Annotated in this window: 21 protein-coding genes and 1 pseudogene; 16 read left to right on the top strand and 6 right to left on the bottom strand. The window is 72.1% G+C overall.

The window, feature by feature from the left end; translation table 11 throughout:
* Positions 1 to 111 (top strand): annotated as a pseudogene (locus ABZ312_RS33555) (ketol-acid reductoisomerase); the annotation flags it as partial.
* 253 nt (positions 112 to 364) lie between these two features.
* Positions 365 to 1,954 carry a phosphoglycerate dehydrogenase gene (serA, locus tag ABZ312_RS33550; RefSeq protein WP_499514159.1) on the top strand — a complete coding sequence of 530 codons (1,590 nt, stop codon included), beginning with the start codon at positions 365 to 367 and terminating at the stop codon, positions 1,952 to 1,954.
* On the opposite strand, the gene ABZ312_RS33545 is transcribed toward serA, so the two are convergent.
* Both ABZ312_RS33545 and ABZ312_RS33540 read right to left on the bottom strand, forming a co-directional pair.
* Positions 1,938 to 3,245, bottom strand: a complete 1,308-nt coding sequence (locus tag ABZ312_RS33545; RefSeq protein WP_500325577.1) for a glycosyltransferase 87 family protein — start codon at positions 3,243 to 3,245, stop codon at positions 1,938 to 1,940. The two genes, serA and ABZ312_RS33545, sit on opposite strands and share 17 nt — an antisense overlap.
* A gap of 138 nt (positions 3,246 to 3,383) precedes the next feature.
* On the bottom strand, positions 3,384 to 4,571 hold the full coding sequence (locus ABZ312_RS33540) for a PucR family transcriptional regulator (protein ID WP_500325579.1): 1,188 nt from the start codon (positions 4,569 to 4,571) through the stop codon (positions 3,384 to 3,386).
* 142 nt (positions 4,572 to 4,713) lie between these two features.
* Between ABZ312_RS33540 and ABZ312_RS33535 the strand changes: the two genes are divergently transcribed.
* Both ABZ312_RS33535 and pruA read left to right on the top strand, forming a co-directional pair.
* A complete protein-coding gene (locus ABZ312_RS33535) occupies positions 4,714 to 5,643 on the top strand; it encodes a proline dehydrogenase family protein (protein ID WP_500325581.1) in 930 nt (309 codons plus the stop codon).
* A 37-nt stretch (positions 5,644 to 5,680) separates the two neighbouring features.
* Positions 5,681 to 7,321, top strand: a complete 1,641-nt coding sequence (gene pruA, locus ABZ312_RS33530; RefSeq protein ID WP_500325583.1) for an L-glutamate gamma-semialdehyde dehydrogenase — start codon at positions 5,681 to 5,683, stop codon at positions 7,319 to 7,321.
* Positions 7,322 to 7,737: 416 nt separating this feature from the next.
* Here the strand turns inward: pruA and ABZ312_RS33525 are convergent, their stop codons facing one another.
* The gene (locus ABZ312_RS33525) at positions 7,738 to 9,348 is read right to left on the bottom strand and encodes a purple acid phosphatase family protein (RefSeq protein WP_500325585.1); all 1,611 of its coding nucleotides are present in this window, start codon (positions 9,346 to 9,348) and stop codon (positions 7,738 to 7,740) included.
* A 130-nt stretch (positions 9,349 to 9,478) separates the two neighbouring features.
* Between ABZ312_RS33525 and ABZ312_RS33520 the strand changes: the two genes are divergently transcribed.
* Together ABZ312_RS33520 and ABZ312_RS33515 are read left to right on the top strand one after the other, a co-directional pair.
* Positions 9,479 to 10,516 (top strand): 3-isopropylmalate dehydrogenase, encoded by a 1,038-nt coding sequence (locus ABZ312_RS33520; RefSeq protein ID WP_499514165.1) that lies wholly within the window; start codon positions 9,479 to 9,481, stop codon positions 10,514 to 10,516.
* A gap of 208 nt (positions 10,517 to 10,724) precedes the next feature.
* Entirely contained in the window at positions 10,725 to 11,813 is a 1,089-nt protein-coding gene (locus ABZ312_RS33515; protein ID WP_500325587.1) for a branched-chain amino acid aminotransferase, read from the top strand.
* A gap of 99 nt (positions 11,814 to 11,912) precedes the next feature.
* Here ABZ312_RS33515 and ABZ312_RS33510 read toward each other — a convergent pair whose 3' ends face one another.
* On the bottom strand, positions 11,913 to 13,340 hold the full coding sequence (locus tag ABZ312_RS33510) for a cytosine permease (protein WP_500439381.1): 1,428 nt from the start codon (positions 13,338 to 13,340) through the stop codon (positions 11,913 to 11,915).
* Between the two features lie 155 nt (positions 13,341 to 13,495).
* Here ABZ312_RS33510 and ureA point away from each other — a divergent pair, with 155 nt between their 5' ends.
* The 6 genes from ureA to ABZ312_RS33480 all read left to right on the top strand — a co-directional run bounded on the left by ureA (position 13,496) and on the right by ABZ312_RS33480 (position 20,217).
* The gene (gene ureA, locus ABZ312_RS33505) at positions 13,496 to 14,179 is read left to right on the top strand and encodes an urease subunit gamma (protein ID WP_500325591.1); all 684 of its coding nucleotides are present in this window, start codon (positions 13,496 to 13,498) and stop codon (positions 14,177 to 14,179) included.
* Complete coding sequence (locus ABZ312_RS33500; RefSeq protein WP_500439379.1) at positions 14,176 to 15,864, top strand: urease subunit alpha; 1,689 nt, start codon at positions 14,176 to 14,178, stop codon at positions 15,862 to 15,864. Before ureA ends, ABZ312_RS33500 begins: the two co-directional genes overlap by 4 nt.
* Positions 15,865 to 15,878: 14 nt before the next feature.
* On the top strand, positions 15,879 to 16,922 hold the full coding sequence (locus ABZ312_RS33495) for an agmatine deiminase family protein (protein ID WP_500439378.1): 1,044 nt from the start codon (positions 15,879 to 15,881) through the stop codon (positions 16,920 to 16,922).
* A 16-nt stretch (positions 16,923 to 16,938) separates the two neighbouring features.
* Complete coding sequence (locus ABZ312_RS33490) at positions 16,939 to 17,553, top strand: TetR/AcrR family transcriptional regulator (RefSeq protein WP_500325597.1); 615 nt, start codon at positions 16,939 to 16,941, stop codon at positions 17,551 to 17,553.
* A gap of 320 nt (positions 17,554 to 17,873) precedes the next feature.
* Positions 17,874 to 19,478, top strand: a complete 1,605-nt coding sequence (gene cimA / locus ABZ312_RS33485) for a citramalate synthase (RefSeq protein WP_500439377.1) — start codon at positions 17,874 to 17,876, stop codon at positions 19,476 to 19,478.
* A gap of 232 nt (positions 19,479 to 19,710) precedes the next feature.
* A complete protein-coding gene (locus tag ABZ312_RS33480) occupies positions 19,711 to 20,217 on the top strand; it encodes a hypothetical protein (protein ID WP_500439376.1) in 507 nt (168 codons plus the stop codon).
* Here ABZ312_RS33480 and ABZ312_RS33475 read toward each other — a convergent pair.
* The gene (locus ABZ312_RS33475; RefSeq protein ID WP_500325601.1) at positions 20,196 to 20,393 is read right to left on the bottom strand and encodes a hypothetical protein; all 198 of its coding nucleotides are present in this window, start codon (positions 20,391 to 20,393) and stop codon (positions 20,196 to 20,198) included. The genes ABZ312_RS33480 and ABZ312_RS33475 overlap by 22 nt on opposite strands.
* A complete protein-coding gene (locus ABZ312_RS33470) occupies positions 20,390 to 21,223 on the bottom strand; it encodes an MOSC domain-containing protein (RefSeq protein ID WP_500325603.1) in 834 nt (277 codons plus the stop codon). The genes ABZ312_RS33475 and ABZ312_RS33470 overlap by 4 nt, the downstream gene beginning before the upstream one ends.
* A gap of 69 nt (positions 21,224 to 21,292) precedes the next feature.
* Here ABZ312_RS33470 and ABZ312_RS33465 point away from each other — a divergent pair, with 69 nt between their 5' ends.
* The 4 genes from ABZ312_RS33465 to ABZ312_RS33450 all read left to right on the top strand — a co-directional run bounded on the left by ABZ312_RS33465 (position 21,293) and on the right by ABZ312_RS33450 (position 25,615).
* Positions 21,293 to 21,772 (top strand): GNAT family N-acetyltransferase, encoded by a 480-nt coding sequence (locus tag ABZ312_RS33465; RefSeq protein ID WP_500325605.1) that lies wholly within the window; start codon positions 21,293 to 21,295, stop codon positions 21,770 to 21,772.
* Positions 21,773 to 21,864: 92 nt separating this feature from the next.
* Positions 21,865 to 22,956 (top strand): HpcH/HpaI aldolase/citrate lyase family protein, encoded by a 1,092-nt coding sequence (locus ABZ312_RS33460; protein ID WP_500357262.1) that lies wholly within the window; start codon positions 21,865 to 21,867, stop codon positions 22,954 to 22,956.
* Positions 22,953 to 23,825 carry an HpcH/HpaI aldolase/citrate lyase family protein gene (locus ABZ312_RS33455; RefSeq protein ID WP_500325609.1) on the top strand — a complete coding sequence of 291 codons (873 nt, stop codon included), beginning with the start codon at positions 22,953 to 22,955 and terminating at the stop codon, positions 23,823 to 23,825. The genes ABZ312_RS33460 and ABZ312_RS33455 overlap by 4 nt, the downstream gene beginning before the upstream one ends.
* 167 nt (positions 23,826 to 23,992) lie before the next feature.
* Positions 23,993 to 25,615 (top strand): acyl-CoA carboxylase subunit beta, encoded by a 1,623-nt coding sequence (locus ABZ312_RS33450; RefSeq protein ID WP_500325611.1) that lies wholly within the window; start codon positions 23,993 to 23,995, stop codon positions 25,613 to 25,615.
* Positions 25,616 to 25,629: the final 14 nt, after the last annotated feature.

The raw sequence follows: 25,629 nt of genomic DNA, 5'->3' as shown, positions 1-25,629 counted from the left end.
GCCGGCCTGCCCCGGTACAACGAGTACAAGAAGGCCGACGAGAACCACCTGCTGGAGACCACCGGCAAGAAGCTCCGCAAGCTCATGAGCTGGGTGGACGAGGAGGCGTAAGTCCTCCGCACCGCGGTCGGAACGGTCCCGGGGGCGCCGCGCCCCCGGGACCGGCGGCTTTGGCCACCCCGTACACCCTCGTGCGGGTGATCCTTCCACGTTGTCGCAGGATGCCGGGCCCGCCGCCGATACACTCCATTAACAAGCGCGTCAGGCTCACAGCGTCGTGCGTCTTCCACGCGGCATGCCATCCCTCTCCACCGCCTTCGGCCGTCGGGACGCGGCCGTAGACCAGGGACTAGTGAGGACTCACGTGAGCAACCCCGTCGTACTCATCGCTGAAGAGCTGTCGCCCGCCACCGTTGACGCCCTCGGGCCGGACTTCGAGATCCGGCACTGCAACGGCGCCGACCGGGGAGAACTCCTGAGCGCGATCGCCGACGCCGACGCCATCCTGATCCGCAGCGCCACCAAGGTGGACGCCGAGGCCATCGCCGCAGCCTCCAAGCTCAAGGTCGTGGCCCGCGCGGGCGTCGGCCTGGACAACGTGGACGTCTCCGCGGCCACCAAGGCCGGCGTGATGGTCGTCAACGCCCCGACCTCCAACATCGTCACCGCCGCCGAGCTGGCGTGCGGCCTGCTGATCGCCGTGGCCCGCAACATCGCCCCGGCGAACGCGGCCCTGAAGCAGGGCGAGTGGAAGCGCAACAAGTACACCGGCGTCGAGCTCGCCGAGAAGACCCTCGGCGTGGTCGGCCTCGGCCGCATCGGCGCCCTGGTGGCGCAGCGCATGTCGGCCTTCGGGATGAAGATCGTCGCGTACGACCCCTACATCCAGCCCGCGCGCGCCGCCCAGATGGGCGTGAAGATCCTCAGCCTCGACGAGCTGCTGCAGGTCTCCGACTTCATCACCGTGCACCTGCCCAAGACCCCGGAGACCGTGGGCCTGATCGGCGAGGAGGCGCTGCGCAAGGTCAAGCCGCACGTCCGCATCGTCAACGCCGCCCGCGGCGGCATCGTGGACGAGGAGGCGCTGTCCGCGGCGCTCAAGGAGGGCCGGGTCGGCGGCGCCGGCCTGGACGTGTACGCCAAGGAGCCGTGCACGGACTCGCCGCTCTTCCAGTTCGACAACGTCGTGGCCACCCCGCACCTGGGCGCCTCCACCGACGAGGCCCAGGAGAAGGCCGGTATCTCCGTCGCCCGCTCCGTGCGCCTGGCGCTCGCCGGTGAGCTGGTGCCGGACGCGGTCAACGTCCAGGGCGGTGTCATCGCCGAGGACGTCCGCCCGGGCCTGCCGCTCGCCGAGAAGCTCGGCCGGATCTTCACCGCCCTCGCGGGCGAGGTCGCGGTCCGCCTCGACGTCGAGGTGCGCGGCGAGATCACCCAGCACGACGTGAAGGTGCTGGAGCTCTCCGCCCTCAAGGGCGTCTTCGAGGACGTGGTCGACGAGACCGTCAGCTACGTCAACGCCCCGCTCTTCGCGCAGGAGCGCGGGGTCGAGGTCCGCCTCACCACCAGCAGCGAGTCGCCCGACCACCGCAACCTGGTCACCGTGCGGGGCACGCTCTCCGACGGCACCGAGGTGGCCGTCTCCGGCACGCTGGCGGGCCCCAAGCACATCCAGAAGATCGTCGCCGTCGGCGACGACGACGTGGACCTGGTCTTCGCCGACCACATGGGCTTCCTGCGCTACACCGACCGTCCCGGCGTCGTCGGCACCATCGGCCGCATCCTGGGCGACGCCGGCGTCAACATCGCGGGCATGCAGGTCGCCCGTGACCAGGCCGGCGGGGAGGCGCTGGTCGCGCTGACCGTCGACACCGCCATCCCGGCGCCGGTGCTGGCCGAGATCGCCGAGGAGATCGGCGCGAGCTCGGCCCGCGCGGTCAATCTCGAGGACTGACGGCGGGTTCGCTCCGCTGGGGGCGGCCGACCCGGGCGATCCGGGACGGCCGCCCCTTCGCCGTCAGCGCCGCCACCGCGGGGGAGCCGGGCCGGAAGCGCAGCGCCACCGCCGCAAGGAAGACCAGGCCCAGCACGGGGTACGGGGAGGCGAAGGGCTGCAGCCACCACGCCAGGTGCAGATCGAGGTCACCGGCCTTCGGCACGATCCACAGCGTGCGCGCCAGGAAGGCCACCGCGGCCACCCGCAGCGCCCAGCGCGGCGCTTCGGCGGCGAGCAGGATCAGCATCGGCACGCACCACACCCAGTGGTGCGACCAGCTGATCGGGGTGATGAGCAGCGCCGTCACTGCGCAGCACACCACGCCCCAGGCCTCCCGGCCCAGCCGGCCCATCCGCACCGAGACCGCGAGCCCCGCGCAGGCCACCACGAGCGCGGCGACCGCCCACACGGCGCCCGGGTGGGCGGTGTGCAGCATCCGGGCGACGAGGCCCTGCAGGGACTGGTTGTCGACGATCCAGACCTTGCCGATCCGGCTGGTGTCGAACAGGCAGCGGGTCCAGTAGTCGACGCTCGCGCCGGGCAGCGCGAGCGCACCCAGCAGCGTGGTGCCGGCGAAGGCGGCGGCGGCGACCGCGGCCTCCTTGCGCCGGCCGGTCAGCAGCAGGTAGACGGCGAAGATCGCCGGGGTGAGCTTGATGCCGGCCGCCACACCGATCGCGATGCCCTTGCCGCGTGCGCCGTCCGGCCTGCTCAGGTCCCACAGCACCAGCACCGTGAGCAGCAGGTTGATCTGGCCGTACAGCATCGTCTGGAAGACCGGCTCGAGCCACAGCCCGAGGGCCATCGCCAGGAGCACCACCACCCAGCGCGAGCCACGGGCGCGCGGCCACCCCGTCGCCCGGCAGGACAGGTGCGCGAGCAGCCCGAGCAGCAGCAGGTTGCCGCCCATGAAGGCCAGCTTCAGCAGGGGTACGGGCAGCCACGTCGTCGGTACGAACAGCAGCGCGGCGAAGGGCGGATAGGTCGCGGGCAGCTTCCACTCGGTGACGGTGAAGCCGTACAGGTCGGTGCCGTCGACGGCGGCCGCGCCCTCGGCACGGTAGACCTGCATGTCGGCCATGGGCACGGGCATCGACAGGCACAGCGCGGTGAAGGCGGCCAGCGACACGACCAGCAGCAGCCCGGCCAGGAGCAGTCTGCGGTCGGGGCGCGGTCTGCCGGGGACGGCCGGCGGCGTCCTCCACAGCGCCGGGCGTTCGCGTCCGTGGGCCTCCGTGGAATGAGTCACCGGCTCCCGATCCCCTTGTTTCGCTCCGCGGTGTCCGCGCGGGACGCGCGGGTCGCCCGCGTCCTGCGCGTGTTGATCAAGCCCCCCAACGGCCTCGCGCCACGTTACTTGTGCCCCCTCGGGTCGGCAACAGTCCCATCAGTCCCCGAGCCCGGCCGTCTTGAGGGCTATGTGGAGCAGCAGCCGGTCCTCCCCGTCGTCGAGGTCGAGGCCGGTCAGCCGCTCGACGCGGGACAGCCGGTAGTAGAGCGTCTGGCGGTGTATCCGCAGTTCCGCGGCGGCGCGCCCGGCCTGCCCCGCACGGTCGAGGTACACCTCGGCGGTCCGTGCGAGGTCGGCGTGCGAGGGCTCCAGCAGCGGGCGCACCGCCGGGTCCACCGCCCCGGTGGGCAGTGCGGCCAGCATCCGGTAGGGGCCGATCGCGTCCCACTCCGCCGTGCGCCCGAGCCGGGGCTGGGCGCGGGCGGCGCGGGCCGCGGAGACGGCCTCGTGCCATGCCTCGGGCAGCTCGGCGAGTCCCTGGCGCGGGGCGCTGATGCCGGCCCGCGCGCCCGGCTCCGCCGCCTGGCCGTTGCCCTCCATCAGCCGTGCGGCCGCTGTGAGCGCGGGCCCCGACATCGTCGCCGAGCGCAGCCGCACCAGGGCGGCGAGCGCCGCGACCGGGGGCTCCCGGTGCGACTCGCCCGCGGTCTCCCGCGGCGGCACCACGCACAGCGCGGCGGCGCCCGGCACACCGCGCGGTCCCGGGGCGTCGCCGTCCTCGCCACCCGGCCAGGGCAGGACGCACACCACCGCGTGCGCCTCGTCCGCGTCCGGGCCGAGCGCGGCCCGCAACGCCTCGCGGGCGGCCGTGCGGCCGGGCCCGGGGGCGGAGCCGATGAGATCGCCCAGCGCCCGGCCGGCGTCGGCGCCCGCGCGGGACTCGGCGGCCAGCAACGCGCCGATGCGGGCGGCGACCGCCATGGCGGCGGCCAGCTGGGCGTCGGTGTACCCGCTGGTGTCCAGCAGCCACACGTAGCCGTGGACGACGCCGCCGTGCCGCACCGGCAGGCACAGCCGGGGCCGGAACACCCCGGCGTCGGGGGCGGCGGGGATGCGGACCGGGGCCGTTGCGCGGGCGATGCCGAAGCGCTCGAACCAGGAGCGGACCTCGGCGGTGGAGCGGCGGGTGAGGATCGACCGGGTCCGCACCGGGTCCATGGCGGCGTCGTCGTCGCTGTCGTGCGCGCCGAAGGCGATCAGCCGGAAGTCGCGGTCCTCCAGGGTCGCGGGAGCGCCGAGCAGCGCCGAGACCTCGTCGACCAGCTCCTGGTAGTCACCGCGCACGCCGCCATTCTCCCTCATACATCTGTATGAGGGATGCCGATCGGATGCGTGACAGCTGTCGATGGTGGGCGGGGTAGGTGGATCCTAGATTTCACGGCGACGCTGCCTGCCCCCTGGGCAGCCCTTCCTCCAGGAGGAGACCGTGCTGGGTCCCGTGCTGCTCGCCGCCTCGCGCAGCGACCGTATGCGCCGCGTCGTCGCGGGCGCGCCGATCACCCGCCCCGTGGTGAACCGCTTCATCGCGGGTGACGAGCTGGCGCCCGCGATGGAGACCGTGCGGTCGCTGACCGCCTCCGGCCTGGAGGTCACGCTCGACCACCTGGGTGAGGACGTCACCGACAAGGCGACCGCGCTCGCGACCCGTGACGCCTACCTGCGGCTGCTGGAGGCCCTGAAGGCCGAGGGCCTGGGCACCCGCGCCGAGGTCTCCGTCAAGCTGTCGGCCTTCGGGCAGGCCCTGCCGGCCGGCGGCCACGACATCGCACTGGAGAACGTCCGCCCCGTCGCCGACCTGGCGAGCGAGATCGGCACCACCGTCACGCTCGACATGGAGGACCACACCACGGTCGACTCCACCCTCGCGATCCTCGCCGATCTGCGCCTGCGCCACCCCGGCACCGGAGCCGTCCTGCAGTCGTACCTCTTCCGCACGGAGGAGGACGCCCGCGCCCTCGCCGTCGCCGGCTCCCGCGTGCGCCTGGTCAAGGGCGCCTACAAGGAGCCCGCCACCGTCGCCCACCAGGACAAGGCCGAGGTCGACCGCGCCTACGTGCGCTGCCTGAAGATCCTGATGGCGGGCGAGGGCTACCCGATGATCGGCTCCCACGACCCGCGGCTGATCTCCATCGCCCAGGAGCTCGCGCACCGGCACGGCCGCAAGCAGGGCTCGTACGAGTTCCAGATGCTGTACGGCATCCGCACCGCCGAGCAGCGGCGCCTGGCCGACGAGGGCGAGCGCATGCGCATCTACGTCCCGTACGGCGCAGACTGGTACGGGTACTTCATGCGGCGCCTCGCGGAGCGGCCGGCGAACCTGGCCTTCTTCCTGCGGTCCTTCCTCCCCACCCGCTGAGCCCACGACCCCACAAGGACACAAGGAGATGTCTTCCATGGACGCTGTGACCCAGGTCCCCGCCCCGGTGAACGAGCCGGTGCACTCCTACGCCCCGGGGAGCCCGGAGCGGGCCCGGCTCGAGGCGAAGCTGAAGGAGCTGGCCGGGAACCCGGTGGAGCTGCCGATGACCATCGGCGGCGTGCGGCGGATGGGCGGCGGCGAGCGCTTCGACGTCGTGCAGCCGCACAACCACGGCGCCCGCCTCGGCACCTACGCCAACGCCACGCAGGACGACGCCCGCGAGGCGATCGACGCCGCGCTGACCGCCGCCCCGGCCTGGCGCGCCATGTCCTTCGACGACCGCGCCGCCATCATCCTGCGCGCCGCCGACCTGCTGGCCGGCCCCTGGCGCGAGACGATCGCCGCCTCCACGATGCTCGGCCAGTCCAAGACCGCCCAGCAGGCGGAGATCGACAGCCCCTGCGAGCTGGTCGACTTCTGGCGCTTCAACGTGCACTTCGCCCGCCAGATCCTGGCGGAGCAGCCGATCGCCAACTCCCCGGGTGTGTGGAACCGCCTCGACCACCGCCCGCTCGAGGGCTTCGTCTACGCGATCACGCCCTTCAACTTCACCGCGATCGCCGGCAACCTGCCGACCGCCCCGGCCCTCATGGGCAACGTCGTGGTGTGGAAGCCCTCCCCGACCCAGACGCACGCCGCCGTGCTCCTGATGGAGCTGCTGGAGGAGGCCGGGCTGCCCAAGGGCGTCATCAACCTGGTCACCGGCGACGGCATCGCCGTCTCCGAGGTCGCCTTGGAGCACCCGGACCTGGCCGGCATCCACTTCACCGGTTCCACCCGGACCTTCCAGCACCTGTGGCGGACGGTCGGCACCAACATCGACAAGTACCGCTCCTACCCGCGGATCGTCGGCGAGACCGGCGGCAAGGACTTCGTCGTCGCCCACCCCTCGGCCGACCCGGCGGTGCTGAAGACCGCGCTGACCCGCGGCTCCTTCGAGTACCAGGGCCAGAAGTGCTCCGCCACCTCCCGCGCCTACATCCCGCGCTCCCTGTGGGAGAACGGCTTCAAGGAGGAGTTCGCGGCCGAGGTCGACGGCCTCACCATGGGTGACGTCACCGACCTGTCGAACTTCATCGGCGCCGTGATCGACGAGCGCGCCTTCGCCAAGAACAAGGCCGCCATCGACCGCGCCAAGGCCGACCCGACCGTCGAGGTCGTCGCCGGCGGCACCTACGACGACAGCGTCGGCTACTTCGTCCGGCCGACCGTGCTGGTCTCCTCCGACCCGGAGAACGAGATCTTCCGCGAGGAGTACTTCGGCCCGGTGCTCGGCGTCCACGTCTACGACGACGCCGACGAGGGCGCCTTCGAGGCGATGCTGACCCAGATGGAATCGGTCGCCGCGTACGCGCTGACCGGCTCGGTCGTCGCCCGTGACCGCGCCGCGGTCGCCCACGTCATGGAGCGGCTGCGCTTCGCCGCGGGCAACTTCTACATCAACGACAAGTCCACCGGCGCCGTGGTCGGCCAGCAGCCGTTCGGCGGCGGCCGTGCCTCCGGCACCAACGACAAGGCGGGTGCCGCGCAGAACCTGATGCGCTGGACGTCGACCCGGTCGATCAAGGAGGCCCTGGTGCCCCCGACCGACTACCGCTACCCGCACATGGGCTGACCTCCGCGTCACCCGGACGAGCCCGCAAGGGGCAGGGCCCGGTACCCCCGATTCCGTGGGGTGCCGGGCCTTCGCCGTCTCAGATAGTAGGAAGTCCGAGTAATTGTGGAGACAGATCGGCGGAGCTGTCCTAGCTTTGTAGGAGCCGAACGTCTCGCTCCACCAGCGACCGGCGGACAGCCGCGCACCTGTGGCAGGTCACCCCCTGCAGCGCCGCTCCCCGCCCCGTTCTATGGCGACACAACCCTCTCTTCTTCTCCGGGAGCTGTTCACCATGGACGAGACCGCCCGCAAGAACGCCGCCGAAGCCCTCCAGCGCGCCCTGGACCGCCGTGACAACGGCGGATCGACGGGACACGAGCCGCGTTGACCGGCCACTCCGTTCCCCATCCCCTCCGCCGTCTGCGACGCCTGGCCTACCTGGCCGTCCGCGCGATGGTGAAGTGATCGATCCGTCTGCCGTTCTCGGCGAGCGCCGAGACGACCAGCCGCGCCGTCCCACCGGGCGGCGCGGGCTGCGACTCCACGGTCAGGAACGAGTGGCCGGTGTAGCGGACGCGTGACCACTCCACCGTCTCCGTGACCTTGTGGGCACCTTTCACCCAGTGGTAGGTCTCCACGCCGTCCAGGTCCTTGACGTGCCCTTCGTGGCTGTCCGGCACCGGGAAGGCGTACAGGCTCTTCCCGGCGCCGCCCGCCGTGACGTAGACGATGCCGTCGCGCTCGGGGTGCGTGGTCGCCCCGACGGGGACGTCCTTGCCCACGGCGTCGCGGAGCACCGCGTCGGTGCGCTCGTAGACGTGGTTGTGCCCGTTGACCACCAGGTCGACCCGGTGCTTCTCGAAGAGCGGCACCCAGGCCTCGCGCACCCCGCCCTCGGAGGCGTGCGCGCTGGTGGTCGAGTAGGCGCAGTGGTGGAAGAAGACGACGACGAAGTCGACGCCGCGCCGGGCCCGCAGTTCGCCCAGCCGGCGGTCCAGCCAGGCGGTCTGCCGGCCGCCGCTGATCCCGTGGTTGGCCGGGATCTCGTACGACACGTCGTTGGCGTCCAGCGCCACGACGGCCACGTTGCCGTAGCCGAAGGAGTAGACGCCGGGGAGCCGCCCCGGGTCCGGGCCGTTGCCCGGCAGCGACCAGCGGGCCTCCTGGCCGCCGTAGCCGTTGGGGGAGTACCAGGCCTCCATGTCGTGGTTGCCGAGCGCGACCATCCACGGGACGCGTGAGGCGACGCTCTCGGTCTGGGCGAGGAACTGGTCCCACACGCGCGCGTCGTAGGTGTCGCCCTCCGTGCCCCGGCCCGAGTCGTCGGCGTAGCAGATGTCGCCCGCGTGCAGGTGGAACGCGGGGTTCTGAGCCAGGATCAGACTGTCGTTGGCCAGGGCGTGGTAGCTGACACCCTGGTCGCCGAAGGCCGTGAACACGAACGACCTGCGCTGCCCGGGGTCCGGGGCGGTGGCGAAGGAGCCGATCGTCGCGTAGGCGGGCGCCGACGCGGGGTCGAAGCCCTGGTGTCCCACGCCGTAGTAGTACGTGGTGCCGGGGCGCAGCCCGTCGAGCGCCGCGTGCAGGTAGTACTGCTCCACCGCGGGCAGTTCCTTGCCGAGCGCTGCCGTGTGCAGCGGGCGCACCTCGGCCTCGATCCGCTGCCCGAGGTCCCAGGGCCGCAGCCCCACCCGGACGAACGGCCCCCGCACCGGCAGCGGCACCTGCCAGGAGACGCGCATCTGGGTCCCGGGGTCGGCGCCGAAGGCCAGGTGCCGGCCGAACGGGGCCACCAGCGCACCGTCCACGTGGACCGCGGCCGGCGGGACGGGCACCGCGGGGAAGCGCGCCGGCGCGGCGGCCGGCTCCCTCCCGGCGTACGCCGACGCGCCCAGCACACCGGCCCCGGCGACGGTCCCGGCGACCGCGGCACCGCCCCGGATCACCCGTCTGCGGGAGTGCCGCTCCCGCAGCCAGGCATGCTGCTCCGCCATGCTCAGACGGCCGGCGAGATCCTCGTCGATGCCCATGCGTGGAGTGTCCATGGACAGGGAATTCCCTTCCGCCGCCAACTCAGCACGGTCATACGGGTGAACAGCACCTGGCGCGTACAGGAGGCGTCCGCCATGCGGACATCATGTGTCATTCCATGGACGGCGGAGTAGGGTTCTCGCCATGTCTCGCAGCATCAGTCTCGCAGTGATCCCCGGCGACGGAATCGGCCAGGAGGTGGTGGCCGAGGGCCTGAAGGTCCTGTCCGCCGTCCTTCCGCAGGACGTGAAGCTGGAGACCAAGGAGTACAGTCTCGGCGCCAAGCGCTGGCACGAGACCGGCGAGACCCTGCCGGACGCGGAGCTGGAACAGCTCAAGGCCCACGACGCGATCCTGCTCGGCGCGGTCGGCGACCCGTCGGTGCCCTCGGGCGTCCTGGAGCGCGGGCTGCTGCTGAAGCTCCGCTTCGCCTTCGACCACCACGTCAACCTGCGGCCCTCCCGGCTCTTCCCGGGTGTGAAGGGTCCGCTGGCCGGCGAGCCGAGCATCGACTTCGTCGTCGTCCGCGAGGGCACCGAGGGCCCGTACGTCGGCAACGGCGGCTCCCTGCGCACCGGTACGCCGCAGGAGGTGGCCACCGAGGTCAGCCTCAACACGGCGTTCGGCATCGAGCGTGTGGTGCGCGACGCCTACGCCCGCGCCCAGGCGCGCCCCCGCAGGAAGCTGACGCTGGTCCACAAGAACAACGTCCTCGTGCACGCCGGCCACCTGTGGAAGAACATCTTCGACAAGGTCGGCGAGGAGTACCCCGAGGTCACCACCGACTACCTGCACGTGGACGCCGCGACGATCTTCTTCGTCACCCAGCCCGAGCGCTTCGACGTGATCGTCACCGACAACCTTTTCGGTGACATCCTCACCGACCTGGCCGCCGCCGTGACCGGTGGCATCGGCCTCGCCGCCAGCGGCAACATCAACCCGGGCGGTGCGTTCCCGTCGATGTTCGAGCCGGTGCACGGCTCCGCCCCGGACATCGCCGGCCAGGGCAAGGCCGACCCGACCGCCACCGTGCTCTCGGTCGGCATGCTGCTGCGGCACCTCGGTTACACCGCCGAGGCCGAGCGGATCGAGGCTGCCGTCGCCGCGGACCTCGCCGAGCGCTCCGGGACGCGCAGCACCTCCGAGATCGGCGACGCGCTCGCCGCGCGAGTAGCCGGCTGACCGCCGGGTTAGCCTCCGCCAGTCGGCCCGGCCGGTCAGTGACCGCTCCACGACTGACCCTGACCTCTCGGGCCGCGCATGTACGTCTCCGGCCCCGCCGCTGCGATAATCAGCGGTGGGGCCGCTGTGCGAGGGGAAACTCGGACGTCCTAGCACCTCGGGACGGCGGGTGCGGTCCGCCCTGACCCTGACGCGAAGGACACGACAGATGACGACGCCCACGATCGAGCTCAAGCCCTCCTCGCGCCCGCTGCCCGCCGCGCAGCGCGAGGCGATCCTCGCCAGCCCCGGATTCGGCCGCCACTTCACCGACCACATGGTGACGATCCGGTGGACCGAGGGCCGTGGCTGGCACGACGCGGAGCTCGTCCCGTACGCGCCGCTCTCCATCGACCCCGCGAACATGACGCTGCACTACGCGCAGACGATCTTCGAGGGTCTCAAGGCCTACCGTCAGCCCGACGGGTCCGTCGCCACCTTCCGTCCCGAGGCCAACGCCGAGCGCTTCCAGGCCTCCGCCCGCCGCCTGGCCATGCCCGAGCTGCCCGTCGAGACCTTCCTCGCCGCCGTCGACGCGCTCGTCACCCAGGACGAGGCGTGGGTGCCGAGCCAAGGTGAGCAGTCGCTGTACCTGCGCCCCTTCATGTTCGCCACCGAGGTCGGTCTCGGGGTCAGGCCGGCCAACGAGTACCTGTTCATGGTCATCGCCTCCCCGGCCGGGGCCTACTTCCCCGGTGGCGTCAAGCCGGTCTCCGTCTGGCTCTCCGAGGAGTACGTCCGTGCCGCGCCCGGCGGCACGGGCGCCGCGAAGGCCGGCGGCAACTACGCCGCGTCGCTGGTCGCCCAGGCCCAGGCCATCGAGCACGGCTGCGACCAGGTCGTGTGGCTCGACGCGATCGAGCGCCGCTGGATCGAGGAGATGGGCGGCATGAACCTGTACTTCGTGTACGGGGACACGATCGTCACCCCCGAGCTCACCGGCTCCCTCCTCCCCGGCATCACCCGCGCCTCGCTGCTGCGCATCGCCGCCGACCTCGGCTACGAGGTCCGCGAGGGCCGCATCAGCGTGGACGACTGGAAGAACGGCAACGCGGACGGATCGCTGACCGAGGTCTTCGCCTGCGGCACCGCGGCCGTCATCACGCCGGTCGGTTCCGTGAAGTCCACCCGTGCGGACTGGACCGTCGGCGACGGCGAGCCGGGCGAGGTGACCATGAAGCTGCGCAAGGCGCTGCTCGACATCCAGACCGGCCAGTCCCCCGACACCCACGGCTGGATGCACCCTCTGGGCGGCTGACCGCCCATCGCCCCCGTACGGCGCCGCGCCGGGCAGGACCGGGCGGCGCCGCGCCGCTGTCCGTGCGACGGCGGGGCCGGGCGGGGGAGCGGCCCCGCCTCACACGGTGACCGTGACCGCGACCCGTTCCGGAGTCGGCGGCACGGGGTGCGGGCGGCCCGCGTTGAGCACGAGATACACCGCGGCCGTGACGGCACCCGATATCAGGAAGCTGAGGTCGATCCCGCCGGTCACGGACAGCAGGGGTCCGCTGTAGGCCGGGGTGTCGACGGCGAGCAGCCCGATGCCGGACCCCGCCGCCCAGGCGAGCGTGGCCTGCACGTTCCAGCCGCCGCGGTACCAGTACAGACCGCCGCGGCTGCGCCGGTTGTAGACCTGGAGGGCGTCGGTGTCGTAGCGGCCCCGGCTCCGGGCGAATCCGATGAGGGTGACGACCGCCCACGGGGTGCCCACGGCGGTGAGCAGCAGGACGAACGAGGTCATCGCGTCCTGGGCGGCCCAGGCGAAGTGCCCGAGGTAGACCAGTGCGGTGGAGACCGCGGCCACCACGTAGGTCGCCTGCGTGCGCGTCGCCCGCGGGAGGATCGCGTCCAGGTCCAGGCCCATGCTGTAGAGCATCAGCCCCGCGTTGCCCACCGAGCCCGCCGACGCGTTGGCCAGCAGCAGCACCAGGTACCAGGCGGGCGCCGCCGCGACCAGCGGCCCCGCGTAGTCCTCGCCGGCCCCCACCGCGAGCGCCGTGAAGGTGCCGAAGAGCTGGGGCACGAGCAGTCCGGCGACGAGCCCGGCGCAGGTGGCCCGGAAGACCCGCGGCTGGGAGAAGCGGCGCGGCGATATGTAGCGCGTGTAGTCACCCAGCAGCGTGATGAACGCGATCGGCCCGCTCAGGCCCGCCGAGACCGTGGCGAGCAGCCAGGTCGGCCAGAAGCCGCCGAGCAGGTACTGCGTGCCGGCGGGCGCGGCCGTCGTGAAGTCCCCCGCGTACGCGAGGACCCCGATGACCAGCAGCACCGTCAGCCCTACGGACAGCGCGCGGCTGAGCCGCAGCAGCATCCGGTAGCCGAAGACGGCGGACGTGGCGGTGCAGGCCGCGAGCAGGGCGTAGACCACGGCGTAGCTCCAGCCGCCGGCCGGCAGCCCGACGAGCCGGCCGAGGCAGCCGACGACGGCATCGCCGCCGACCCACAGGGTCAGCGCGGTGTAGCCGAGCGACAGCAGCAGGCCGATGACCGAGCCGAGCAGCCGGCCGCGCACGCCGAAGTGGGCGCCGCTGCTCGTGGAGAGGTTGGTGGCGGTGCGCAGCGAGACCAGCGCAAGCGGGGCGACCAGCACCGTGCCGACCACGGTGCCCAGGAGCAGGGACGTGACGGAGGCCCACCAGCCGAGGCCGAACGAGACCGGGAGCCAGCCGAAGACGATCACGCCCAGCGCGAGGTTGGAGCCCAGCAGGATGCTGACCAGGTCGCGGGGGCGACTGGTCCGTTCCTCGTCGGGGACGGTGTCCACTCCGCGTTGTTCGATCTGCATGGCGGGCTCCCTTGCCGTGCCGGGAAAGTTTGAACGCCACTCAATTTCCTCCCACCCTGCGCCGAGGTCAATACTTCCCCTGGGCGGCTTTCAGGTTTAGAGTGGTGCTCTAAACGGTGATCGATGTGGGAGGTCGATGTGGGAGGTGCGGAGACGTGAGGCTCACCCCGACCGAGCGTGACCGGCTGCTGCTGTTCGGCGCCGCGGAGCTGGCCCGGGCCCGCCGGGCGCGCGGGCTGCGGCTCAACGTGCCCGAGGCCACCGCCCTGATCGCCGACACGGTCTGCGAGGCCGCGCGGGACGGGGCGCGCCTCGCGGAGGCCGTCGAGGCCGGCCGTGCCGTACTCGGCCCCGGCGACGTGCTGCCCGGCGTGGCGGACGTCGTCACCGAGGTCCACGTGGAGGCCGTCTTCGACGACGGCTCGCGGCTGGCCGTGATCACGGACCCGATCGGCGGGGGCTCGCTGGGGTCGGACGCCCCCGGCGCCGTGCTGCCGGGCCCGGCCGTTCCCGAGCAGCCCCCGGAGGTGGTGGTGGCCGTGCGCAACACCGCCTCCGTACCGGTCAGCGTGACCTCGCACTTCCACTTCTTCGAGGCCAACCCCCGGCTGGACTTCGACCGTTCGGCGGCGTACGGCATGCGGCTGCACGTGCCGGCCGGTTCCTCCGTGCGCTTCGGGCCGGGGGAGGCGCGGGAGGTCGGGCTGGTCCCGGTCGGCGGCGACCGTGTGGTGATCGGCTTCGCCGGGCTCGTCGACGGTCCGCTCGACGCGCCCGGCGCGAAGGCGGAGGCGCTGCGGCGGGCCGCCGCCTGCGGATACCTGGGAGCGCGGTCATGACCATCGACCCGTACGAGTACGCCGCCGTGCACGGACCGCGTGCCGGGGACCGGGTCCGGCTGGGCGACTCGGGCCTGGTGGTCCGCGTCGAGTCGGACTCCCAGCGGCCCGGGGACGAGTTCCTCGCCGGGTTCGGCAAGACCGCCCGCGACGGGCTGGCGCTCAAGGCCGCCGCCGTCCGCGAGACCTGCGACGTGGTGATCAGCAACGTGCTGGTCATCGATGCGGCCGTCGGCATCCGCAAGGTGTCCATCGGCATCCGCGAGGGCCGCATCCACGCCATCGGCCGGGCCGGCAACCCCGACACCCTCGACGGGGTGGACGTCGTGGTCGGCACGGGCACCTCCATCGTGTCCGGCGAGGGGCTGATCGCCACCGCCGGAGCCGTGGACACCCATGTCCACCTGCTGTCCCCGCGCATCATGGAGGCCTCGCTCGCCTCCGGGGTCACCACGATCATCGGCCAGGAGTTCGGGCCCGTGTGGGGCGTCGGCGTCAACTCGCCCTGGGCGCTGCGGCACGCCTTCAACTCCTTCGACGCCTGGCCCGTCAACATCGGCTTCCTCGGCCGCGGTTCGTCCTCCGACCCGGCGCCGCTGGTCGAGGCGCTCGCCGAGGGCGGGGCGTCCGGCTTCAAGGTCCACGAGGACATGGGCGCCCACACCCGCGCCCTGGACACCGCGCTGCGCGTGGCCGAGGAGTACGACGTCCAGGTCGCCCTGCACAGCGACGGCCTGAACGAGTGCCTGTCCGTGGAGGACACCCTGCGCGTGCTGGAGGGCCGCACGATCCACGCCTTCCACATCGAGGGCTGCGGCGGCGGGCACGTCCCCAACGTGCTGAAGATGGCGGGCGTGCCCAACGTCATCGGCTCCTCCACCAACCCCACCTTGCCCTTCGGCCGCGACGCGGTCGGCGAGCACTACGGGATGATCGTCTCCGTCCACGACCTCAAGCCCGACCTGCCGGGCGACGCCGCGATGGCCCGCGACCGCATCCGCGCCGGCACGATGGGCGCCGAGGACGTGCTGCACGACCTGGGGGCGATCGGCATCACCTCCTCCGACGCCCAGGGCATGGGCCGCGCCGGTGAGACCGTACGCCGCACCTTCGCCATGGCCGGGAAGATGAAGTCCGAGCGCGGCCCCCTGGAGGGGGACGGCCCGGACGACGACAACGCCCGCGTGCTGCGCTACGTCGCCAAACTCACCATCAACCCGGCGATCGCCCACGGCCTCGCCCACGAGATCGGCTCGATCGAGGTCGGCAAGCTCGCCGACATCGTGCTGTGGCGACCGCAGTACTTCGGCGCCAAGCCGCAGATGGTGCTCAAGTCCGGCTTCCCCGCGTACGGGGTCACCGGCGACCCGGGCGCCGCCACCGACACCTGCGAACCGCTCGTCCTCGGCCCGCTGTTCGGGGCCCACGGCGCGACCGCCGCCGACCTGTCCGTGGCGTTCGTGGCCCGCCCCGCCCTGGAGCTGGAGCACGACCGGATGCCCACCCGGCGCCGCCGCGTCGCCGTGCGCGGCACCCGCGGCATCGGCCCGGCCGACCTCGTCCTCAACTCCCGCACCGGGCAGGTCGACGTGGACGGCAGGACGGGCCTGGTGACGCTCGACGGCGACCCGCTGCGTTCCGAGCCCGCGGAACAGGTGTCGCTCAGCCGTCTCTACTTCTTGTGACAAGGACCAGCGCCATGCCCGCCACCCCCGCCGCCGACGGTTACACGATGCCGCCCGAGTGGGCCCCGCACACCCGCACCTGGATGGCGTGGCCGTCCCCCAGCGTCACCTTCGACGGCGCCGAGGACCTGGCCGTGTCCCGCGGGGCCTGGGCCGCCGTGGCCCGGACGGTCGCCCGCTTCGAGCCGGTGACCGTCGTGGCACGCCCCGAGGACGCCGCGGGCGCACGGGAGCTGCTCGGCTCAGGCGGCGCGCACGTCACGGTCACCGAGGCGCCGCTGGACGACGCCTGGATGCGCGACATGGGCCCGACCTTCCTGACCGGTGCCGGACGCCTCGCGGCCGCCGACTGGACGTTCAACGGCTGGGGCGCCCAGGAGTGGGCGGCCTGGGGGCACGACGCGGAGATCGGCGCCTTCGTCGCCGGACGGGCGGGCGCGACCCGCTACGGCACGTCCTTCGTGAACGAGGGCGGCGGCATCCACGTCGACGGCGAGGGAACCGTGCTGCTCACCGAGACCATGCAGCTCGACCCGGGCCGCAACCCTGGCTGGACCAGGGAGCGGGTGGAAGCCGAGGTCCACGCCTTCCTCGGAACGCGCAAGGCGATCTGGCTGCCCCGCGGGCTCACCGCCGACTACGGCCGCTTCGGCACCCGCGGGCACGTCGACATCGTGGCGGCCTTCGTCCGCCCCGGCGTGGTCGTCGTCCACAGCCAGCAGGACCCGGCCCACCCCGACCACGCCGTCTCCCGGCAGGTCACGTCCCTGCTGCGGGCCGCCACCGACGCCAAGGGCCGGCCGCTGGAGGTCGTGGAGCTGCCCGCGCCGCAGCTCCAGGAGGTGGACGGGGAGCTGGTCGACTACTCGTACGTCAACCACTACCTCTGCAACGGCGCCGTGATCCTGTGCGCCTTCGACGACCCCGCCGACGAGGTCAACAAGGCCGTCTTCGAGCGGCTCCTCCCGCAGCGGGAGGTCGTGCTGGTGGACGCTCGTACGATCTTCGCCCACGGTGGTGGTATTCATTGCATCACCCAGCAGCAGCCCCAGATGTGACCGCCCCGGAGGAACCGTGACCGGACCCGCCCGCCCGCGGCGGCGGCTCAAGCAGCCCCGCGAGGACGTGATGGCCGCCGCCATGGCGACCATCGCCGAGCGCGGGCTGGCCGAGCTGACCATCGCGGGCCTCGGCCGGCAGGTCGGCATGAGCAGCGGCCACGTCCTCTACTACTTCGGCAGCAAGGACGAGCTGCTGCTGCAGACCCTCGAATGGAGCGAGGAGCAGCTCGCCGCCGAGCGCCGGCGGGTGCTGGGCAGCCCCACCGCTCCCCGGGTACGGCTCGACGCCGTCATCGACCTGTACCTGCCCGACGGGCGCCGCGACCCGCGATGGACGCTCTGGTCCGAGATCTGGAACAGGACGACGGCCGCCGAGGAGGTGCTCCGCCGACAACTCGATCTCGAACTGGTCTGGCACCGCGACCTGGTCGCCCTGCTCGCCGAGGGCATCTCGCGCGGCGACTTCCGGCCACTGGATCCCGAGCGCTTCACCGTACGGCTGAGGGCGCTGCTGGACGGCTTCGGCGTGCCCCTGGTCATCGGGCTGCCCGGGCTGGACCGCGAGCAGGCCCTGGAGCACGTCAAGGAGTTCCTGGACGACGCCCTCACCCCGGCGCCCACCGCCTGACGGTCGGCCCGCGGCCGACCGGGTGCCCGCATCCTGAGACCGTGTCCCACGCCCGCGGGTCCTGTGGCAGACTGCCGATGTGCCCTCGTTCGCCATGATTATCGGCAGCAGGCGCGCCGGTCCTCAGTGATCGCCGAACCGCAGACCACCGCGGAAGCGACCACCGTGTCCCAGACCCGCGCGCAGACCTCTCGCACCCGCGAGGGGTCTTTTCGTTTCCCGGCCCACCCGTGCCGGAGGCGGTGCAGCGCGAGGGAAGATGGGGGCAAGTGGAGCCCGGTCCTCCGGAACCACTCACCCGACAGGAGTTGGAACGAACCATGACGGCCGTACTGGACGACAGCTTCCACGTCTTCGACACCACGCTGCGCGACGGCGCGCAGCGCGAGGGCATCAACCTCACCGTCGCCGACAAGCTGACGATCGCCCGGCACCTGGACGACTTCGGGGTGGGCTTCATCGAGGGCGGCTGGCCCGGCGCCAACCCGCGCGACACCGAGTTCTTCGCCCGCGCCGCCGCCGAGCTGGACCTGTCGCACGCCCAGCTGGTGGCCTTCGGCGCCACGCGTCGCGCCGGCGGCAATGCGGCGGAGGACCCCCAGGTCAGGGCGCTTCTGGAGTCGGGCGCACCGGTCATCACCCTGGTCGCCAAGTCCCATGACCGGCACGTCGAGCTGGCCCTGCGGACCACGCTGGAGGAGAACCTGGAGATGGTCCGGGACACCGTCTCCTACCTGCGCTCCCAGGGCCGCCGGGTCTTCGTCGACTGCGAGCACTTCTTCGACGGCTACAAGGCCAACCCGGGGTACGCCAAGGAGGTCGTGCGCGCCGCCCACGAGGCCGGCGCCGACGTCGTCGTCCTGTGCGACACCAACGGCGGGATGCTCCCCGCCCAGATCACCGCCGTCGTCCGCACCGTGCTCGCCGACACCGGCGCGCGTCTCGGGATCCACGCACAGGACGACACCGGCTGCGCCGTCGCCAACACCCTCGCCGCCGTCGACGCGGGCGCCACGCACGTCCAGTGCACCGCCAACGGCTACGGCGAGCGGGTCGGCAACGCCAACCTCTTCCCGGTCGTGGCGGCGCTGGAGCTCAAGTACGGCCGCAAGGTCCTGCCCGCCGGCGCCCTCGTCGAGATGACCCGCATCTCGCACGCCATCGCCGAGGTCGTCAACCTCACGCCCTCCACCCACCAGCCGTACGTGGGAATCTCGGCCTTCGCCCACAAGGCGGGGCTGCACGCCTCGGCGATCAAGGTCGATCCCGACCTCTACCAGCACATCGACCCGGAGCTTGTCGGCAACACCATGCGCATGCTGGTCTCCGACATGGCGGGCCGCGCCTCGGTGGAGCTCAAGGGCAAGGAACTCGGCATCGACCTCGGTGACGACCGCGAGCTGATCGGCCGGGTCGTGGCGCGCGTCAAGGAGCGCGAACTCGCGGGCTACACCTACGAGGCCGCCGACGCCTCCTTCGAACTCCTGCTGCGCGAGGAGGTCGAGGGCCGCCCGCTGCGCTACTTCCGGGTCGAGTCCTGGCGCGCCATCGTCGAGGACCGCCCCGACGGCACCCACGCCAACGAGGCGACGGTCAAGGTGTGGGCCGACGGCCAGCGCATCGTCGCCACCGCCGAGGGCAACGGCCCGGTCAACGCGCTGGACCGCGCGCTGCGCGTGGCGCTGGAGCGGACCTACCCGCAGCTGGCGAAGCTGGAGCTGGTGGACTACAAGGTCCGCATCCTGGAGGGCAAGCACGGCACGGAGTCCATCACCCGGGTACTGGTCTCCACCTCCGACGGCATCAGCGAGTGGTCCACCGTCGGTGTCGGCGAGAACGTCATCGCCGCCTCCTGGCAGGCCCTGGAGGACGCGTACGCGTACGGGCTGCTGCGCGCCGGTGTGGAGCCGCGCCGGAACGACTGACGGCCGCCGGCCGATGAGCTCGGCGGACACGGACACGGACACGGCCGTGGACGCGGACGTGGACGCGGACGTGGACCCGGCACCAACCGTGTCCGCGTCCGCGTCCCCTTCGACGGCGGCCCAACTGCCGTGCATACGCGCGTAGAACGCCGGGCACACTCCTCCTGCTCCACCTGCTCCAGCTGCACAGCCGCCCCACCGGAAGCACGGTCACCAGCAGGAGGAATCCCCGATGAAGATCCGCTCCGTCCTGAGCGCACTCGTCCTCGCGCTCGGAGTGCTGTTCGCCCCCGGCGTCGGTCTCGCCGCGTCCCACGACGCCTACGCCGTCACCAAACTGACGCACGCCCAGGCCACGACGATGTTCCGCAACGCCGGGATCACCTGGTCCTCGTCAGGTGGCTGTTCCAACCGCAACAACGCGACCTGCACGTCCTTCGACCAGCTCAACCAGGCGACCGCCCAGGGCGCGGTCACCCTGAAGGGCGCCACCGGCTGCGCCCTGAACATCACCGGCGGCACCGAGACCGGTCACGCGAGCGGCACCTACTCGCACTGGAACGGCTACAAGCTCGACTACGGCAAGAACAGCTGCGTCACCAACTACATCCACAGCGCCTTCACCTGCATCGGCCTGCGCGGTGACGGCGCCCCCCAGTACCGCTCCGGCTCGGGCAACATCTACGCCGACGAGGGCAACCACTGGGACGTCCTGTACTACAACTGCGGCGGCTGCTGATCCTCGCCGGGTGAGCCGCCCGCGGCCCGGTCCCGGCCGGGCCGCGGGCGGCGGTCCCGCACCTCGACGACGGGCGCGTCGCAACCGTCGGGCTCCGGCACCACGACCTTGTTGCGGCCCGGGTCCAGCTGCGGCCAGGGCAGGCCCGCGTTCGGCCGGCCGGGGAGGGCGGTCACGCCCAGGCCCGCACCTCCACCGGGTCGCCCACCGCGATCGTGCCCGGCCGGAGCACCGCCGCCTTCATCGCGAAGCTCACCTTGTTGCCGTACTCGGGCTCCCGCCGGTAGCCGGCCAGGGTGCGCACCGGCTCGGGGCCGGCCGTACGGCCGGTCGCCTGGTCGACCAGCGGCACGGAGCAGCGCATCGCGCGGACGGAGTAGCCGAGCCGGGCGGTGCCGACGTCCATGAGCCGCACCCGGTCCTCGGTGTGGGGCTCGCTCCAGCCGGCGACCACGATGTTGGGACGGAAGCGGTCCATGGGCACGGGCGTGCCGCCGCGCTCGGTGATGCGCCGGTTGAGGTCGTCGAGCGAGGCCAGCGAGGCCACCGAGAGGGCGTGGGCGTCGGCGAAGTTGACCTTGCCTGGGTGCTCGCCCCAGCCGTCCCGGTCGAAGCCCGGGCGCACGCGCACCAGGCGCGAGGGCGCCCCCAGCGCCTCGGAGAACCAGCGTGCGGCCTCCTCGCCCTGGTCCACCGCCGGCCCCAGCGGCCGGTCGAACAGGACGACCTCACGCGGCGGCCCCTCGTACGCCACCTCCAGCGTCAGTTCCCCGGCGCCGGGCGCCGACAGCGCCAGATGCTTGCCGTCGTCGGTGACGTCCGCGTGCACCACGGCCATCCGCGGCAGCGCCCGCTGGCTGCGGAAGGACCCGTCGGCGGCGTCGACCACCATGAACGTACGGTCGTGGGCCAGACCGGTCGCGCCGACGGCGACGCCGTCCAAGGGCACGCCGGCACAGCCCTTGACGGGATAGCAGGTCAGCGAGTGCACGGTCGCGGTGGTCATGGGGCTCGTCCTTCCCGGGGCGGAGAAACCCATTCGATCACGCTCCCGCTCCCGGCGTACGGTCATCGCGTGACCGATGACACAGCGATACGGATCAGGCCCGGACAGGCCGCGGACGCGGACACGATCACCGCGGTCTTCCTCGCCTCCCGGGCGGCCGCGATGCCCTGGCTGCCCCGGCTGCACACCGACGAGGAGACCCGGTGGTGGGTCGCGAACGTCGTCCTGGAGCAGTGCCGGGTCTGGGTCGCGGAGCAGGCCGCGACCGGTGCCGCGGCCGGTTTCGCGGCGCTCGACGGCGACTGGCTGGAGCACCTCTACCTGCGGCCCGACGCGCGCGGACGTGGCATCGGCTCGCGGCTGCTCGACGAGGTCGTGCGCCACCACCCGGACGGCCCACTGTCGTTGCACGTCTTCCGGCGCAACGCCGCGGCACGCGCGTTCTACGAACGGCACGGCTTCCGGGCCGTCCCCGGCAGCGAGAGCACCGCGAACGAGGAGGGCGAGCCCGACCTGACCTACCGTCTGCCGCCCGTGGCCGACCGGTGACCAACGGCACACGTACCGACCAGTAACGCGGAGGTCCCGCGGATCATAAAGTGAGCGCCGTACGCTCCCCACCCTCGACCCCGGGAGACCGCATGCGTTCCGCGAAGGACTTCTTCCGACCGCTGGCCGTGGGGGCCCCGGCCCCCGTACGGGAAGTACCGTTCCGGCCGTCGCGGATGATCCACTTCTTCGATCCGAGCAACGAGAAGATGGCCGCGAAGGTCCCCTCCATCGCCCCCAAGGTGGACGTCCTGCTGGGCAACCTGGAGGACGCCGTCTCAGCCGACCGCAAGGAGGCCGCCCGCGCCGGGCTGGTCGACACGGCCAAGGCCCACGACTTCGGCGACACCCAGCTGTGGACCCGGATCAACAGCCTGGACTCGCCGTGGGCGCTGGACGACCTGCTGACCCTGGTCACCGAGATCGGCCACAAGCTCGACGTCGTGATGGTGCCCAAGGTGGAGGGCGCCGAGGACATCCACTACGTCGACCGGCTGCTCGCCCAGCTGGAGGCCAAGGCGGGCATCGAGCGGCCGATCCTGGTCCACGCGATCCTGGAGACCGCCACGGGCGTGGCGAACGTCGAGGAGATCGCCGGGGCCAGCCCCCGGATGCAGGGCATCTCCCTCGGCCCGGCCGACCTGGCGGCGAGCCGCCGCATGAAGACCACCCGCGTCGGCGGGGGACACCCGGGGTACCTCGTGCGGGAGGACCCGAAAGGCCCCCTGGGCGCGGAAGGGGACGCGGAGCTGCCGCGGCTGACCTTCCAGCAGGACCTGTGGCACTACACGATCGCGCGCATGGTCGACGCCTGCGCCGCGCACGGGATCCTGCCGTACTACGGGCCCTTCGGCGACATCAAGGACACCACCGCCTGCGAGGACCAGTTCCGCAACGCCTTCCTGCTCGGCTGCGTCGGGGCGTGGAGCCTGCACCCGGTGCAGATCGACATCGCCAAGCGGGTCTTCTCCCCGGCGCCGGCGGACGTCGCCTGGGCGCGCAGGGTCATCGACGCGATGGGTGACGGCACCGGAGCGGTGATGATCGACGGCAAGATGCAGGACGACGCCACGGTGAAGCAGTGCCACGTCGTCATCGAGCTCGCGGAGGCGCTGGCCGCCCGCGACCCGGAGCTGGCGCAGGCGTACGAGGCCGCGTACAAGGAGCAGGAGCAGAACCGATGACCGACGCGATCCTGCGGCCGCGCCGCTCCGTCCTCTACATGCCCGGCGCGAACGAGCGCGCCCTGGAGAAGGCGAAGGCCCTCCCCACAGACGCGCTCATCCTCGACCTGGAGGACTCCGTCGCGCCGGACGCCAAGGCCGACGCCCGCAAGCGCGTCGCCGCTGCCGCCGCCTCCGGGGAGTACGGGTACCGGGAGGTCACCATCCGGGTGAACTCGCCCGGCACCCCCTGGCACGAGGACGACCTGCGGGCCGCCGCCGAGGCGGGCCCCGACGCCGTGGTCGTCCCCAAGGTCGACTCGGCCGCGACCGTGCACGCTGTCGAGCGGGCCCTGGAGGCCGCCGGCGCCCCGGACCGCACCGCCATCTGGGCGATGGTGGAGACCCCGCGCGCGATGCTGGACGCCCGTGCCGTCGCGGCGGCCTCCGAGCGGCTGCGCGTACTGGTCATGGGCACCAACGACCTCGCCAAGGAGCTGCACGCCGAGCACGTCCCGGGCCGGGCCCCGCTCCTCACCGGGCTCTCTCTCGCCCTTCTGGGTGCGCGCGAGGCCGGCAAGGTGATTTTGGACGGTGTCTACAACGACGTCACCGACGAGACCGGCTTCGAGGCGGAGTGCGTCCAGGGCCGGCAGTTCGGCTTCGACGGCAAGACCCTCATCCACCCCCGGCAGGTGGAGGTCTGCAACAGGGTCTTCGCCCCCTCGCAGGAGGAAGCCGACAGGGCGCGGCGCATCATCGAGGCCTTCGAGCAGGCCGTGGCCGAGGGCCGCGGGGTGGTCACGGTGGACGGCCGGATGATCGAGAACCTCCATGTGGATGACGCCCGGCGTGTCCTTGCGCTGGCCGAGGCGGTATCCGGAAGGTAGCGGTCCCGTTGCGTCCGGGTGGACGACCGCTACAAAGAAAAGGTCCCGCACGTGCCGTGCGGGGCCTTTCTTGTGTTGGTTCTGTCCAGATGCTCCATGAAGCGGGTCCGGACACTGTACGAAGTCGACGCCGATTATGACGGCCCTCCGCTCGTATGGTCGATGTCATGAGCGTTTTGGACGAGGTGCCGACCCAGCCCGCCGAGGCCGAAGGGGCCGAAGAGGCCGCGCAGCCGGCGAACGACGCCCGCGGGCGCGTCGCGGAACTGCACGCCATCCGCGAGCAGGTCCGGCTCGGCCCCAGCGAGAAGGCGACCCAGGCCCAGAAGGCCAAGGGCAAGCTCACCGCGCGCGAGCGCATCGACCTGCTGCTCGACGAGGGCTCCTTCAACGAGGTGGAGCCGCTGCGCCGGCACCGCGCCAGCGGGTTCGGCCTGGAGGCGAAGAAGCCCTACACCGACGGGGTCATCACCGGCTGGGGCACCGTCCACGGGCGGACCGTCTTCGTGTACGCCCACGACTTCCGGATCTTCGGCGGCGCGCTGGGCGAGGCCCACGCCAGCAAGATCCACAAGATCATGGACATGGCCATTTCGGCCGGCGCCCCGCTGGTCTCGCTCAACGACGGTGCCGGCGCCCGCATCCAGGAGGGCGTCTCGGCGCTCGCCGGCTACGGCGGCATCTTCCAGCGCAACACCCGTGCCTCCGGTGTGATCCCGCAGATCTCCGTGATGCTCGGCCCCTGCGCCGGCGGCGCCGCGTACTCCCCGGCCCTGACCGACTTCGTGTTCATGGTCCGGGAGACCTCTCAGATGTTCATCACCGGCCCGGACGTGGTCCAGGCCGTCACCGGCGAGAAGATCTCCCAGAACGGGCTCGGCGGCGCCGACGTCCACTCCGAGGTCTCCGGTGTCTCGCACTTCGCGTACGACGACGAGCAGACCTGCCTGGAGGAGGTCCGCTACCTGCTGTCGATGCTGCCGCAGAACAACCGCGAGAACCCCCCGTCGGTCCCCGCTGCGGACCCGGCCGATCGGCGCGGCGACGTCCTGCTGGACATCGTCCCCGCCGACGGCAACCGCTCGTACGACATGCACCAGGTCATCGAGGAGCTCGTCGACGACGGCGAGTACCTGGAGATCCACGAGCGCTGGGCGACCAACATCATCGTGGCCCTGGCCCGCCTCGACGGCCAGGTCGTCGGCATCATCGCCAACCAGCCCGCCTCCCTCGCCGGCGTCCTCGACATCGAGGCCAGCGAGAAGGCCGCGCGCTTCGTCCAGATGTGCGACGCCTTCAACATCCCGCTCATCACCCTCCTGGACGTCCCCGGCTTCCTGCCCGGCGTCGACCAGGAGCACGGTGGCATCATCCGGCACGGCGCCAAGCTGCTGTACGCGTACTGCAACGCGACCGTGCCGCGGATCTCGCTGATCCTGCGGAAGGCGTACGGAGGTGCCTACATCGTCATGGACAGCCAGTCGATCGGCGCCGACCTCACCTACGCCTGGCCGACCAACGAGATCGCCGTCATGGGCGCCGAAGGCGCCGCCAACGTGATCTTCCGGCGCCAGATCGCCGAGGCCGACGACCCCGACGCCATGCGCGCCCGCATGGTGAAGGAGTACAAGTCCGAGCTGATGCACCCCTACTACGCCGCCGAACGCGGCCTGGTGGACGACGTGATCGACCCCGCCGAGACGCGCGAGGTCCTCATCCGCTCGCTCGCGATGCTGCGCACCAAGCACGCCGACCTGCCGTCCCGCAAGCACGGCAACCCGCCCCAGTAAGGGAGAGACGAACC

This window comes from Streptomyces sp. NPDC006207 (genome assembly GCF_040613835.1).
Classification (GTDB): domain Bacteria; phylum Actinomycetota; class Actinomycetes; order Streptomycetales; family Streptomycetaceae; genus Actinacidiphila.
Note: the sequence above shows the minus strand (reverse complement) of the source record. Positions and strands in the feature narration are given on the sequence as shown.

Bases quoted from the DNA above. Each gene is read 5' to 3' on its own strand.
- pruA (WP_500325583.1), top strand. From the start codon at position 5,681: ATGGACGCTGTGACCCAGGTCCCCGCCCCGGTGAACGAGCCGGTGCAC.
- ABZ312_RS33525 (WP_500325585.1), bottom strand. From the start codon at position 9,348: ATGGACACTCCACGCATGGGCATCGACGAGGATCTCGCCGGCCGTCTG.
- ABZ312_RS33520 (WP_499514165.1), top strand. From the start codon at position 9,479: ATGTCTCGCAGCATCAGTCTCGCAGTGATCCCCGGCGACGGAATCGGC.
- ABZ312_RS33515 (WP_500325587.1), top strand. From the start codon at position 10,725: ATGACGACGCCCACGATCGAGCTCAAGCCCTCCTCGCGCCCGCTGCCC.
- ABZ312_RS33510 (WP_500439381.1), bottom strand. From the start codon at position 13,340: ATGCAGATCGAACAACGCGGAGTGGACACCGTCCCCGACGAGGAACGG.
- ABZ312_RS33500 (WP_500439379.1), top strand. From the start codon at position 14,176: ATGACCATCGACCCGTACGAGTACGCCGCCGTGCACGGACCGCGTGCC.
- ABZ312_RS33495 (WP_500439378.1), top strand. From the start codon at position 15,879: ATGCCCGCCACCCCCGCCGCCGACGGTTACACGATGCCGCCCGAGTGG.
- cimA (WP_500439377.1), top strand. From the start codon at position 17,874: ATGACGGCCGTACTGGACGACAGCTTCCACGTCTTCGACACCACGCTG.
- ABZ312_RS33480 (WP_500439376.1), top strand. From the start codon at position 19,711: ATGAAGATCCGCTCCGTCCTGAGCGCACTCGTCCTCGCGCTCGGAGTG.
- ABZ312_RS33470 (WP_500325603.1), bottom strand. From the start codon at position 21,223: ATGACCACCGCGACCGTGCACTCGCTGACCTGCTATCCCGTCAAGGGC.
- ABZ312_RS33460 (WP_500357262.1), top strand. From the start codon at position 21,865: ATGCGTTCCGCGAAGGACTTCTTCCGACCGCTGGCCGTGGGGGCCCCG.
- ABZ312_RS33455 (WP_500325609.1), top strand. From the start codon at position 22,953: ATGACCGACGCGATCCTGCGGCCGCGCCGCTCCGTCCTCTACATGCCC.
- ABZ312_RS33450 (WP_500325611.1), top strand. From the start codon at position 23,993: ATGAGCGTTTTGGACGAGGTGCCGACCCAGCCCGCCGAGGCCGAAGGG.